Annotated in this window: 13 protein-coding genes; all 13 read right to left on the reverse strand. The window is 54.2% G+C overall.

The window, feature by feature from the left end; translation table 11 throughout:
- Positions 1 to 4 precede the first annotated feature (4 nt).
- Complete coding sequence (locus MHI43_RS25385; protein ID WP_015737063.1) at positions 5 to 958, reverse strand: ABC transporter permease subunit; 954 nt, start codon at positions 956 to 958, stop codon at positions 5 to 7.
- A 133-nt stretch (positions 959 to 1,091) separates the two neighbouring features.
- The gene (locus MHI43_RS25390) at positions 1,092 to 1,970 is read right to left on the reverse strand and encodes an AraC family transcriptional regulator (RefSeq protein WP_015737064.1); all 879 of its coding nucleotides are present in this window, start codon (positions 1,968 to 1,970) and stop codon (positions 1,092 to 1,094) included.
- A 228-nt stretch (positions 1,971 to 2,198) separates the two neighbouring features.
- The gene (locus tag MHI43_RS25395; RefSeq protein WP_015737066.1) at positions 2,199 to 2,969 is read right to left on the reverse strand and encodes a glycoside hydrolase family 16 protein; all 771 of its coding nucleotides are present in this window, start codon (positions 2,967 to 2,969) and stop codon (positions 2,199 to 2,201) included.
- Positions 2,970 to 3,267: 298 nt separating this feature from the next.
- On the reverse strand, positions 3,268 to 4,116 hold the full coding sequence (locus MHI43_RS25400) for an AraC family transcriptional regulator (RefSeq protein WP_235201619.1): 849 nt from the start codon (positions 4,114 to 4,116) through the stop codon (positions 3,268 to 3,270).
- A gap of 207 nt (positions 4,117 to 4,323) precedes the next feature.
- A complete protein-coding gene (locus MHI43_RS25405; protein ID WP_036659897.1) occupies positions 4,324 to 5,220 on the reverse strand; it encodes a phytanoyl-CoA dioxygenase family protein in 897 nt (298 codons plus the stop codon).
- Positions 5,221 to 5,379: 159 nt separating this feature from the next.
- Positions 5,380 to 6,159 (reverse strand): AraC family transcriptional regulator, encoded by a 780-nt coding sequence (locus tag MHI43_RS25410; protein WP_036659899.1) that lies wholly within the window; start codon positions 6,157 to 6,159, stop codon positions 5,380 to 5,382.
- 138 nt (positions 6,160 to 6,297) lie between these two features.
- Positions 6,298 to 7,140, reverse strand: coding sequence for a sulfurtransferase (locus tag MHI43_RS25415; RefSeq protein WP_015737070.1), 843 nt, complete (start codon positions 7,138 to 7,140; stop codon positions 6,298 to 6,300).
- 34 nt (positions 7,141 to 7,174) lie between these two features.
- A complete protein-coding gene (locus MHI43_RS25420; protein ID WP_015737071.1) occupies positions 7,175 to 7,948 on the reverse strand; it encodes an ABC transporter ATP-binding protein in 774 nt (257 codons plus the stop codon).
- Between the two features lie 21 nt (positions 7,949 to 7,969).
- Positions 7,970 to 8,986: an ABC transporter substrate-binding protein gene (locus tag MHI43_RS25425; protein WP_015737072.1), complete on the reverse strand. Its 1,017-nt coding sequence runs from the start codon at positions 8,984 to 8,986 to the stop codon at positions 7,970 to 7,972.
- 41 nt (positions 8,987 to 9,027) lie between these two features.
- Entirely contained in the window at positions 9,028 to 9,804 is a 777-nt protein-coding gene (locus tag MHI43_RS25430; protein ID WP_015737073.1) for an ABC transporter permease, read from the reverse strand.
- 5 nt (positions 9,805 to 9,809) lie between these two features.
- Complete coding sequence (locus MHI43_RS25435; RefSeq protein ID WP_015737074.1) at positions 9,810 to 11,150, reverse strand: LLM class flavin-dependent oxidoreductase; 1,341 nt, start codon at positions 11,148 to 11,150, stop codon at positions 9,810 to 9,812.
- Positions 11,151 to 11,228: 78 nt separating this feature from the next.
- Positions 11,229 to 12,209 (reverse strand): aldo/keto reductase, encoded by a 981-nt coding sequence (locus MHI43_RS25440; protein WP_036659902.1) that lies wholly within the window; start codon positions 12,207 to 12,209, stop codon positions 11,229 to 11,231.
- A 259-nt stretch (positions 12,210 to 12,468) separates the two neighbouring features.
- Positions 12,469 to 13,791, reverse strand: coding sequence for an LLM class flavin-dependent oxidoreductase (locus MHI43_RS25445; protein WP_036659904.1), 1,323 nt, complete (start codon positions 13,789 to 13,791; stop codon positions 12,469 to 12,471).
- Positions 13,792 to 13,808 lie beyond the last annotated feature (17 nt).

Below are 13,808 nucleotides of genomic sequence, written 5' to 3' on the forward strand. Positions count from 1 at the left end.
TGCCCTACCATAGGCTGTTCCCCGACCGTCGGGCCCAGTAGTTGGCTCCGGCCAACAACAATACGCTGATGATCGCCTTGAATAGACCTGCCGCCGTTGCGTAGGAGAATCGGCTGTTCTGAATGCCAATCCGGTAGACGTACGTGTCCAGCACGTCGCTGACATCCCGCAATACCGGATTGCCCGCCAGAAGCAAAATGTCCTCAAAACCGGCATTCAGGAAGTTGCCGATCGCCAAAATCGAGAACACGACGATGATCGGCATGATGGATGGAATGGTGATGGAGATAATCTGTTTCAGACGGCTCGCGCCGTCAATCGAAGCCGCTTCATACAACTGGGGATTGATGCCCGCGATGGCCGCCAAGTACACAATGGAGGAGAAGCCGATCTCCTTCCACACATTCGTTACCGTCAGGATGCTCCAGAAGTACTTCGGCTCCGACAGAAAATTGATCGGTTCATCGATCAGGCTCAGCTTCTGCAGCAGAATGTTCAGACTGCCGTTATCCGTCGATAGAATCGATATCGCAAAACCGGAGACGATGACCCATGACAAAAAATGGGGCAGATAACTGATCGTCTGGACGATCCGTTTGAAGGAACGCCTCCCTACTTCATTAAGCATCAACGCAAGCAGGATGGGTGCCGGGAACCCGATACACAGCTTCAGCAGGCTGATGACCAGGGTGTTCCGCATAATGGTCCAGAACTCCGGCGCTTCAAAGAACATTTCAAAATGCTTGAAGCCGACCCAGGGACTGTTCAGAAACCCCTTGAACAAACTGTAGTCCTGGAATGCCATGAGCACTCCGTACATGGGAATGTAGCTGAAGACCAGAATGAACATCATGGCCGGAAGCACCATCAGCTGTATATCCCATTGCTTCAGAAAGCGGCGCAAGCGCCCTTTCTTCACAGGTGTCTCCGCCCTGCTGTCGATCCCGATTTGCGGCATTGGCATCTCCCCCTTTTTATTTTGTGTTAGGTTTATTGACACATTCTTGAGATGCTTGCCACTTTATTGTATCGCCTGACCAGGCTCATTTCTCTGCTAAAACAAGCAAAAACCAGCACTATTTCACTGGTTTTTAGGAATGTTGCTTTTGTGAAGCCTTCGGCGTCATGCCGATGTGCTTTTTGAACAGACGATTAAAATTGGTCAGCGTGCGGAAGCCGCATTCCAGGGCGACGTCCATCACTTTCATATGGCCTCCTTCCAGCATTGTGACCGCCTGCTCCAGGCGAATGTGGATCAGGTACAAGAGGGGCGGCATGCCGACCGCGCGCTTGAATATTTCGCTGAACCTGGAAGGACTGAGATAGACCAGGGAAGCCAACTCCTCCAGCGTCCAGGGGTGAGCGAAATTTTGCTCCATCACCATGATGACTTGACGCATTTTCTCCAGCTGCCGTTCGCTGATGCTGGGTTCGCTTCCGCCCTCCCCTTCGATCCGGCACTGCCGGTTTACGGTGGCCAGGAATTGGAGCAGAAGCGAGTACACGACCGTAGCGTAAGACCGCTGTTCCCCCACATGCTCCTCCTGCAGCTCAAACAGCAGCGAACGCAGCTTCCCCATGGCCGGATGGTCGCGGGGGATCAGGTTCATGTAATGTTTGCCCATCTCGCGGAACGGGCTGAACAGTTCCGGATCGAACCGGAGGTTATGGATAAACCAAGTCGAATCAAATGAAATGACAGTCATGACCAGATCCTTCGTCTCGTAAGCGCAGTGAAGATCATTCGAGTTGATGAGAAGCACATCCCCTTGCTGGAATTCAAATTTTTGCCCGTTGATGATGTAGTAACCCATACCGGATTTAATGTAATTTATCTCCAGCACGTTGTGCCAATGAAGCTTCTGATAGGGGCTGGTCACGCCAATCGTATCGGCGACAAAAATCGGATAATTCTTGGCTAATATTACTTTTTCCTTCGGTATCGCTTCTTCCCGCATGATCGATGGCATGATAAATCCCTCCATAACCGATATTTTTTTGTAAGCGTTGCATCCATACATTTGTTGTGAAAAACTCTATCATCTATATTCCATAGTTGTAAATAAAAAGCTGCCCCAAATGTCATTTCTGACCTGGGGCAGCTTGTTGTTGGTGCGATGATTCCAGAACACTGAGCGGATGCTCATCAAAGAAACTCCAACATACCTGATAAAATCATCGGCTGAATTCCCGATAAACTAGTTGGCCGGCGTGAATTTGATCCAGTCATAGTACGCGCGTATCGGCGAACCCGGGTAATTGAATGTTCCGGTCCATATCTCAGCCGGTCCTGACCCTGACCACAGATTAACCATGATATGGCCCGGACTCGTCGGGAGCGCCCCGCGGGAGCCATTCTCCGTATGGACCAGTTGGCCGTCTACGTACCACTTGATGGATGATGGTGACCATTCGAACGCATAGTTATGAAAATCAAGTGAGGCGTCAAACCCTAAATCAATGACGGTGCTGTGCTGGCCTACGCCATTCGTAAAATAATTCGTTTCCATCTTCGTAGTGTCCTTCCCCAGAATTTCAATATCGATTTCGTCATTGGACGTGCCTGTGGCTTGACCGGAATACGTAAAGAGGCTCGTCACCAAGCCCGTTCCCTTAGCCGCTTTGATCCGCGCTTCAACCCGGCCGTAGCCGTACTTCAGATGTGTCGCATATTCACCGGAAGCATAGGATTTGCCCGAGCAGCTCGCAGGACATCCCGCATTGTCAAGCCGTAAAGCCATAATTCCGTTAGAGAACTCCTGGTTTGCCGCCTTCCAGCCCACTCCGAAATCCGGGCCGTTCGCCCAGCCGTCGGAAGTATAAAACAGATTAGGGTTCTTGCCGTTCAGCGGCTCATTAAATGCAACGTCGGCAGCCGACGCTTGAATCGGTACCAACAATCCGCATAACAAGCTGCCAGCCATAAGCATTGTCGTCATTTTCTTTCTGAACACACTTAGCTTTTTCATGAATAACACCTCTTTCTTGAAATGTAATAATAGGATGCAAGAACAAAGATACCGTGCTCCCCGAAAGCCCTGATCGTTTTAACTCCTCCCTTCATCAAAATGGATGTGATAGCCACCAAGGATGGTTGATCAATTCTATCCTACATGCAAAAGATCTGGAAATCTTAGCCATTCCAAGGATAAAACGACACTATTTAACGGCACTTGCTGCCTATACAAGCGAAAAAGACTGCAACAGGTCTTGCGGGCTTCTCCCTGTCACAGTCTTGTTATGCATACCCTTTCCTACTCAACTAGACTACATTGGTACCGGCGCATGCTGCAGCCGATACGAAGTAGGCGATATGCGATAATACTTAGCGAATGCTCTCGAAAACGTGTGGAGATTGGAATATCCCAGCGAGAACGCCACCTCCGTCACGGACACGTCGGTTTCGGTCAGCAGAACCGCTGCCCGCTCCATCCGCAGCTTCATCAAATAATGGCTCGGACTGATGCCATGCACCCGAATGAATTCGCAGTACAGATGCGTCCGGTGCACGCCGGCTTGATGGACCACATCCGTCACCGTGATCCCTTCCATGTAGTGGGAATCCATGTAGTGCACGCTTTGTTCGAGCCAGTTCGGTTTCGTTTCTCTTTTGGCCGGAGCGGCAGCCAAAAGTTCAAACAGCTGATACAACCGCTTCTGCCGTCCAAACTCGTGACCGATGGTATCGTCATCCACGCACCCGTAAATTTGATCCAACGCCGCCTGCAGCCCGCCCTTCATCACGTTATGCAGAAAGGGCGTGGAGGGGTGCAGCCCGATTCGGGTCAATGCGCTCTCCGCTGCTTCTCCGTCCAAGACGATCCACTGCATGCGCAGCGTCGGTTCGAGATCGCCGTTCGGTTCCCAATAACTGTACCTCGTATGAGGAAACAGGCAAAAGGCATCTCCTGCCGACAACGTAACCACCTTATCCCCGAATGCCAGCGAGATTTTCCCGTTCAGGACAAAATGCAGCGCATAGTTCTCGGATATTTTGGGGCCGACGCTGTAGTTGGGCCTGGCCAAACTCCGGCCTGCACGGAGAATCCAGATTCCGCCCTTTCTTTCCATGTCCGAAGGTATGCCGTACTTCATATTGGCATGCTCGAAGACCATCTCCTTCACATGAAATCCCTCCCGCCTCAAATAAAATGCTTCCTGCCAAATGCAACATGCGGAGCATGATACGCCTGCCTTCACCGCATAAAAATAACAAAGAGGCACGGCTTCATGGCCATGCCTCCAGTGATCTGGTCGACGAGCTTTATGTTCTTTTTTGCGATGTACTCTATTTGCAAATCTGAGCTTAAGCCATTAGAACTCTTATACTCCCCATTCCTTGCGGGCTTCGGCTACGGACTTCTGCGGTGTGCGCCCCCAAGCATAATGACCTTTGGGTTTGCGGCCGATCCATCGCTCATCCACCGGATCGGATGCAAGCTGATAACGGGTATCCGCGCTGATTCGGTAACGGTTGGTGCTGTTGTTCAGCGAGGTGTGCATCATATACATTCCGAATATAATGGCGTCTCCGGCTTCAAAAGCGGTCGTCGCCCATTGCCCGCCGTAACGGTCCACAATCTCGACGGGATCCTCGGAGAACCAGCCCGTGGCAACATTGTCACGATCAACGTCCATTTCCCCGTAGGTCATCTTGATTTTCGTAAAATGCTGGGACCCGAGACACATCGCCAACGTTCCCATTTCAAGAGGGATATCCCCAAACGGCGTCCACATAGTGTACAAATCCTTCGTGCCTCTACCCATATACACAACATCGTAATGAGCGCCGGTATTGCCTCCGCGAGCGACGGCGCGCGGCCACTTGTAGTCGTATGTCATCGCGGCTCCGCCCAGCAATCGTCCAAAGAAGTCCAGCACCGCTGGCGAATTGACAACGTCCAAAAACTGGGGGAAATCCGGCTTCAATTCCTCGGTACTGCCGCCCCACATTCCGCCCTTGTTCTCCGATCCGATGATCCCGTCTTCGCCAAGGGCATGGGGATCCAGCCTGCCCATGGCCCCGAGTTTATTCAAGAACTCCATTCTTGCGTTCAAGACCTGTTCCCGCTTATGGAAACCGCGAATCAGGAGATATCCATCCTCCTGCAGCCGGTTTCGCAGCGCGACCGTATCCTCCAGCATGTCATTGCAGTCTCTTAATTCCGTGAGGTATTTACCTCCCCACTCCAATTCCCGTTGTCCGATGGTCACCTTCATAACAAACCTCCCTTTCTGTCCGTCAGGATAACCTGAAGCGAAACGCCTACGCTTCAAGTATCCTTATCCTATTGGATCCGGAAGAGGAAGTCGTTACCGAAAACCGAACCAAATTTACGCAAAACCCGTCTGCATCCGCGGTAGGCTATCGTAAGCGCGTTAGTGATGATATAGGCGCTGCCGGTTTCTCCACTCCGATGGGGGGCAGCCCTCCATTTTTTTGAACCAGAGCGAGAACGAGTGAAGCTGGGAGAAGCCGACCGATTCGGCAAGCGACTGAAGGTCTTTATCGGAGGAGCTTAAGAGCCACTTCGCTTCCGCAAGCCGGCATTGCTGCTGGTACTGCTTCGGGGTCATGCCGTATATTTTGGCGAACTGCTTGCGGAAGCCATCCTCGGACAGCCCCGCCATTTCCGCCAGGGTAGAGACATGCATTGGATCCCGGATATGCTGCCGGATGTAGTCGCCGATGAACGAGATGGACAGCGCCTGATGATCGGAATGGGCGTGTTCGTTAAGAAACAATAAAAGCAGCTCCACCCAGACCGCATAATTCCGTATCGGGTCTTTCAACGGAGCAGAACGGATTCTCAGCCATTCGCGGAACAAGCGTTCATAACAGTCCCGATCCAGACGGGACAGGGCGATGATACGAGTGCGGCCATCCTGAATAAGCCTGTCGAACAGCTCCTTCACCTCAGACGGAATGCGGTCTGCCAAAAGCACGCCGAAGCGTATAGGAGACAACGCGTGGAACGAATGGGGAACCTCGGACGGAATGAGAACCACGTTCCCGGATTCCACTCTCGCATCCCTGCCGTGCGCGCAAAAGCGGCCGCTACCTTCCATTATCAACGTAATCTCAAGTTCCTGGTGGCTTCTTAAGCCGTCATCTTCCCAATGTTCATCATGCGCGCCAATAAAACTTTTACATTCCATCAAGGTTGTTAACCCCCCTTGCCGCATGTCGATTTCGAACGGTTATGATTTCAACTATACCGTCGATAAACCTTACGTCAAGTCGGGATAACCTGCGAGAAGCACCTTAACTTGCGGCAGTCTCAGCATGATCCATGATCAATCTTCACCTGCGGCAATCTCATGGTCCTTGTAGCTGATCCAATCGCTCCAGCTGCCTGCGTACAGCTTCACCTTGCGGTACCCGGCTTCCCGCAAAGCCAGCACGTTCGGGCAAGCCGACAACCCAGATCCGCAATATACAATCACTTCATCATCGAAGGACAACCCGGCAAAACGCTCCCGCTGCCGCTCGGCTCCCTTTAGCGTCCCGTCTTCATCGATCCCGTCCTTCCAATAGGCATGCGCCGCTCCCGGAATATGTCCGGCCACCGGATCCTGTGGTGCCGTTTCTCCCGTGAACTGCTTCCAATCCCTTGAATCGAGCAGGGTCACGCCGGTTTTGCCGATCTTTGCCCTCACCTCATTCACATCAGCCAGCCATTCCTCCCGCACGTTCGGCTGGAATACGCGCGGAGCCGCCTCGCTTCTTTTCGAGGTGAGCGGATATCCGGCCGACTTCCAGCCGGCGAATCCTCCATCCAATATATATGCCGAACCGTGGCCCAGGTATTTCAAAATCCACCATAACCGCGCACCTTCCGGGCGAAGGTCATCGTCATAGACAACGACGGGCCTACTCGCATCGATCCCGAGCTTGCCGAGCCTCCGGGCCAGCTCCTCCGTATGCGGCAAGGGGCTCCGGCCGCCGTGCTCGCCTGGAGAATCCGTCAAATCCTTTTTCAAATCAACGAATACGGCACCGGGCACATGCTCGCGCTGATAAGCCTCGTAGCCGTAATTCGCATCGCCCGGGCTGAATCGGACGTCCGCAACGACAAGCTGACCCGGATTCGACTGCAGCTGTTCCAGCACCCATTCCTTGCTTACGATATTTGACATAGGCTCCTCGTCCCTTCTGATATCAAGCTGCCGTTTAAATCGTAAATTCCAAATCCTCTTCCGTCTTGACGTCATAAATCGCAGCGTAGATGTCGTTCTGAATCTTCAGAAGGCTGGCATCCTCCCGCTTGCGCGGACGCTCATGGGGAACGTCGAAAATATGGTGAATGCGCCCGGGGCGCGGGGACAGCAGGACGACCCGGTCTGCGAGAAAGACGGCTTCGGATACGTCATGGGTCACAAACACCACCGTTTTCTGCTCCTCCTGCCATATGCGGAGCAGATCCTGCTGAAGCTGAAGCCGGGTAAGATGGTCCACCGCGCCGAACGGCTCGTCCATCAGGAGGATGTTGGGACTGCTCACGAGCGCTCTTGCGATCCCTGCTCGCTGCCGCATGCCACCCGATAAATGATGTGGATATTTCGAGCCGAATCCCTCCAAGCCGACCATGCTCAGATATTTGTCCACGAGCGTTTGCCGCTCCGCTTTTTTCATGCCGGCAAGCTCCAGCCCAAGGCCGACGTTCTGCGAAATGGTGCGCCACGGGTACAGGGATGCATCCTGGAATACGACCCCAGAGCTCCGCGTAGGCCCCTGAACCTTCTTGCCATCCAGCAAAATGTCGCCCTCCGTCGGAAGCTGCAATCCCGCCAGCAGCTCCAGCAGCGTGCTTTTTCCGCAGCCGCTCGGCCCGAGGATGCACAGAAATTCGCCGTCCCTCACCTGCAGGTTTATATTTTGAAGCGAGATCGTTGGAAGATCGCCGCCATAGACCTTCGAGACATTTTCAACCGTAAAGCCGGACATAGGAACGCCTCCTGCCATACTTTATTTTTTCGGAATAAACCTGAGGTCCAGAATATCCTCCACCTTGTAGATCTCATCCTGGAAGCCCAGCTCCTTCTGAATCTGCTGGGTATCATTCAACGCGTTGATGTCCACGTCCGGATTGTTCTCCCACAGCACCTCTTCGCGCTTCAGCGCCAGATCCAGCACCTCGGGATCGATCTCGATGTTGTTCAGATAGTAAGTCTTAAACTCGTCCGGATGGCTCTTCGCATACTCCTGCGATTTGAAGTAAGCTCGCAGCAGCTTCTCGACCAATTCCGGTTTCTCTTCCAGAATACCGTCGCGGGCCGCCAGCACCCCGGTGTGGAAGGTCGGCAGGTAATCCCAGCCTGTAGCGATGATATGGCCCTTTCCCTGCTTTTCAGCCAGAGAAGCGAACGGTTCATGAATGATGGTGGCGTCGACCTGTCCGGTTTCCAGACTCGCGTAAGCAGCCTGATGCGTGCTGTTGGCAATGAAGGTCACATCGTCCGGACTCAATCCGTGCTCCTTCAGGATGACCTGCGTATATACCTCCAAGCCGCTGCCGAACACGGCGATGCCCACCTTCTTGCCCTTCAGGTCTTCCACCTTCTGGATCTCCGGCGAGGCGATCAGGTAGAACGGCCCCTTGGTCCGGAACATGGAGGAGACGATTTTGACGGGAGCGCCCTTGCCCGCAGCCACGATCGCCGTCGTCGTGGCCACGTCGACCACGTCAATGTCCTTGCTGGTCAGACCGGCTATCGGGTCCTTGGTGGTGATAAATTCGACGTCGAGTCCTTCCTCCTCAAAGAAACCCTTCTCCGCCCCGAAGGACACCGCCAGTCCGCTGACCCCGCTAAGCGGCGCATACCGGATCTTCTCCAGCTTGGCGCCTGCCGCGCTCTCTCCGTCCCCGGCGGACGGTGCCGCTTCCTTCCCGTTATCTTGACCGCTTGCGCAGCCGGCCGTCATGGCGATCAGCCATAGCGCCGCAAGTGCTATTAGGTATGGACGTATTCCTCTTCTGTTCATATGGTTCTCTCCCCCTGGTAGTGGTGCTTTTGCCCGATGGTCTATGATGATTTCCATTTCAAAAAAACGCTGCGTTCCAACAAATCGATCAATGAAATGATAAGTACGGATACGACGGTAACCAGCGCTACAATGGCAAAAGCCTGCGCGGTATTGTACAGCGATGTCGCCTTCACGAGAATATTGCCAAGGCCATCCTTCGACGCCAGCATCTCCCCGAACAGCGCCCCGACCAGTCCGGTAGCGGCCGAAATTCGGAGAGCGGCAAAAATGGTGGGCGCAGCCGATGGCAATATCACCTTCATGATGGTCTGATAGCGCGTCGCCTCGAATACTTTGGCTACCTTCAGATGGTTGTCCGCCGTCTGTTTGATTCCGGTCATCGTATTGACCGTGATCGTAAAGAAACAAAACAGGAACACAATCGATATTTTATGCGTGATCCCGATCCCGAGCCAGAGCGCCAGCAGCGGGACGATCGTTACCTTCGGAATCGCCATCAGCGCCGAAAGGTACGGCCGGAAGAACCGCTCCGCCCATGGGATCAGCACTAGAGCCATGCCGACGACGAGCCCGCCAATGGCCGCAATGCCGTAGCCCGCAACGAACTCGGCCAATGTGACGTACAGGTGCTTCCAGATCTCCCCATCACCGAACAGCTTGAGTAGTTCGCGGAATACTTGGGAAGGCGCAGGCAGATACAAGCTGCTGACGGTCTCCGTGCGAACCAGAACCTCGCAGATCCCCAGTATGACCAGCAGCAATGCCCCCTGACCTGCCCAGATGCCGGGGAATTTCTTGGCATTCCTCGTTCCCATCCGGCTCACCCCTTCGCAATCAGGTCATAACGGTTCCTTGGGCGGCTCAGTCCCAAATGCTCCCGGAAGGTGCTGCCTTCATACTCGGTGCGGAACAAGCCTCTGCGCTGAAGCTCCGGCACAACCAGCTCCAGGAACAGATCCAGACCGCCAGGCATATAGGGAGGGCAAACATTGAACCCGTCGGCCGCTTCATCCCGGAACCACTCTTCGATGATATCCGCTACCTGCTGCGCGCTGCCGACCACGAGCAGATGTCCGCGGACCGTGACGGTGAAGAAATAGAACAGGTCCCTGATCGTAATATCCTCGCGTCCGTTCGCCCCTCTGGCCAAGTCGGCCCAGTGCAGTGCGGCTTCCGAAGCGGATAGGTCAGGCAGCGGATCCTCCAGCGAATATCCCCTCAGGTCGATTCCGATCTTATCCGAAAGGGGACCCAGATCGAAATCGGTCACCACCAGTTCGTTCAGCTCCGCATATTTGGCCCGTGCTTCTTCCTCCGTCCGGCCCACGATCGGAACCAGCCCGGGGAGGACCTTCAAATCCGAAGCTTCCCTTCCATACGCCGGCAGGCGCCCTTTCACTTCCTTGTAAAATTTCACGGCAACTTCTTTGACGTTCGTTCCGGTGAAGACCATGTCGGAGTATTGGGCCGCCAGCATTTGGCTGCGCAGGGAGGTTCCTGCCGTGATCAGCGGAAGCTGTCCCTGTATCGGACGCAGAATGTTCAGCGGCCCGGCGACGGAGAAATGCTCGCCGACATGGTCCAGGGCATGCACCTTGCTGCCGTCGGCGAACACGCCGCTTGCCTTGTCCCGCGGAAGGGAGTCATCCTCCCAGGTGTCCCACAGCCCGCTGACGATCTCGATGAATTCCTCGGCATAGTCGTACCGCTTGGCGTTATCCCAATGCTTCTCCCGGCTGAAATTCAGCGCAGCCCGCGTATCGGAGCCTGTCACGACATTCCATGAGGCCCGGCCCCGACTGAGATGATCCAGCGATGCCGTGAAGCGTGCGATGTTGTAAGGCTCGGCATAGGTGGTGTTCACCGTGCCGATCAAACCGATTTTATCCGTTGCCGCTGCCAGATAGGACAGCATGGTGAACGGCTCCAGCCGCGTCATTTGGGAAGGGAATAAATGCTGCATATCCGCGCTCGTGGCCAATCGGTCCCCCAGGAAAAAGAAATCGAACTTGGCCTTCTCAAGCTTCTGGGCGACCTCCTTCAGGAACTGGGGATCGTAAGCCCCGTCCGTTTTGCCTTCGGGCAGCCTCCAGCCCGCGGGATGATAGCCCGTCCCGAATAAGAACAATCCAAGATGCAATTGACGACGTTTTGAACTCATGGTTGTGTCACCTTCCTGATCCATATTGGTTATGGTTGATCATGATCATGCCGAATAGGTACTGGCGTTATATCTGCTTTATCCGCGGGATTCCTCCGTCAAGCGGTCGATCTCCTGCAGTTCTTCCTCTGTCAGCCGTTCATCCGAATGCTTCAGCGTATCCGCGATGTGTTCTGGCTTCGATGCCCCGACAATGGCTGACGTGATGCCAGGGCGGCTGAGCACCCAATTCAGGGCGAACTGCGGAAGCGTCCATCCCCGCTGCTCGGCCAGCGGCCGGATCCCCTCCACGATGGAAAGCGCATGCCGCTGGTTCAGCAGCAATCGTAACCGCTGCTCGCCTGCAGCTAGGCGCGAGTCCGTTGGGGGAGCTTCGCCCGCCCGATATTTGCCGGACAATATGCCCCGGCCGAGCGGACTATACACGATAACCCCGACCTGCTCGGACTGGGCAAAGGGAATCAGCTCGCGTTCAATCTCTCTAGTAATGAGACTGTATTCCGGCTGTACGCTTTCGAACCGGCGAAGGCCATGCAGCGCACTGATGCCGTGGGCTTTGGCGAGCTGCCAAGCCGCATAGTTCGAGCAGCCGATGTAACGCACTTTCCCCTGCCGTACAAGATCCGTAAGCGCCTCAAGCGTCTCGTCCAGCGGGGTTAACTCATCAAACCGATGTACTTGATAGAGATCGATATAATCCGTTTGGAGCCGGGCTAGACTGTTCTCCAGCGCACGGTAAATATGATAGCGGCTTTGGCCCTGGTCATTGATGCCGGGTCCGATGCGATTATGCAGCTTGGTTGCCAGGAGAATGTCCTGTCTTCGCTCCTTCAGCAGCCTGCCCAGAATTTCTTCCGATTCCCCGAGCTGATTGACGTTTCCGTTATCCATGCCCGTGCCGTACACGTCAGCCGTATCGATCAGATTGATGCCGGAACCAAGCGCTTGATCCAATACGGCGGCCGAAGCCCTCTCATCGATCCAGCGCCCGAAAGACATCGTCCCGAGACTTACCTCCGACACTTGAACTCCGGTTCTTCCCAGTGTTCTATACTGCATAATTACAGCCCCCCACTTCCCTAGATTCATAAAAAAACAACCGGAGACACACCTCGGATCACAACTTGATCCAAGGATGCATCTCCGGTTGTCCGGTAGAATGTGCATCAATCCTACTATGGTTATAAATGATCCATGAAGCCCTTTAGAATCGAACTTCTCGTTTATCTCCGTTGGTTCGGTAGATAAACAAATTCTCTAATTCTATCATTTCCGATATGTTAAGTAGGATTATAACACCGTCTAATTTTGTCGTCAATTATTTTTCATGTTGGGTTTGCGGCCGGATCAGCCCGAGATGATCCCGTAGCGTTCTGCCCGCATAATCCTCGCGAAACAGCCCCCGCTGCTGAAGCAGCGGTACTACGCGCTCCACAAACTGTTCGAGCCCGCTCGGGAGGAGAGGGGCCATAATGTTGAATCCATCGCAGGCCATGCTGCGAAACCAATCCTCCATCATATCGGCAACTTGCTGCGCAGTGCCAACCATCGTCATATGTCCCCTCGACACTGCGTAATGCCGGCCGAGCTCCAGAATGCTCATCCCTGACTTCGCGGCCATATCCATAATCATGATCGCCCGGCTGCTGTTTCCTTCCCGCGGCAAATCGGGCAGCGGGCCGTCTACCGGATATCCGGTCAAATCCGCATTCAGCAATTGGGATAAATACTTCACCCCTGCCTCCGGCAGAATGAGCTCGCTGAATGTTCGATGATACGCCAAAGCTTCGGCTTCGCTCTCTCCGAGGAAGATCAACAATCCCGGCAAAACCTTTACCTCTTCCCTCTCCCGTCCATACTCCATGAGCAAGTCCTTAAACTCGCGGTAATACTTGATCGAATCTTCCTTACTCTCGCAGGCCGTGAACACGACATCAGCCGTTCGAGCCGCCAGCCTTCTTCCGGCAGCCGAGGTTCCCGCTTCAATGATGACAGGCCTCCCCTGCGGAGATCTCGGCATGTTTAAGGGCCCTTCCACCCTGAAGTACTCACCTTCATGATGCGCCCGATGAATCCGTGCCGTATCGGCAAAGATCGCCTTTTGCCGATCCAACACAAGGGCATCGTCCTCCCAGCCGTCCCATAATCCGGTCACGACTCGTAGAAATTCCTCCGCCCTTTCATACCGTTTTTCGTGCTCCATTAATTCCGCCGAGCCGAAATTGCGTGCCTCCGCATCCTTCGTGGAGGTCACCACATTCCATGCGGCTCTGCCGCCGCTAATATGATCCAGCGTGGACAGGCGTCTTGCCAATGCGTAGGGTTCGTTGAAGGTTGTAGATGCCGTTCCTGCTAATCCAATACGTTCCGTCACCCCGGCGAGGCCGCTCAGCATGGTGAGCGCTTCAGGCTGCAGAAAGCTGACATTCGTCCGTAAATCCTCGATCAACGGGATCGAGTTGTTGTCCGCAAGGAATACCATATCGAATTTCCCGCGTTCGGCTGCTTGGGCACAGCGTTTATAGAAATCGTAGTCCATCGCCCCGACCCCTGCCGAATCGGCATGCCGCCATGCAGCAATATGATGGCCGTAATTCATCAGAAAAGCACCCAGGATGAATTGGCGTTGATCTGAACCCATCAAGTTCACTCCCCTCC

The sequence above is a fragment of the Paenibacillus sp. FSL H8-0457 genome (assembly GCF_038051935.1).
Lineage (GTDB): Bacteria > Bacillota > Bacilli > Paenibacillales > Paenibacillaceae > Paenibacillus_AQ > Paenibacillus_AQ lautus_A.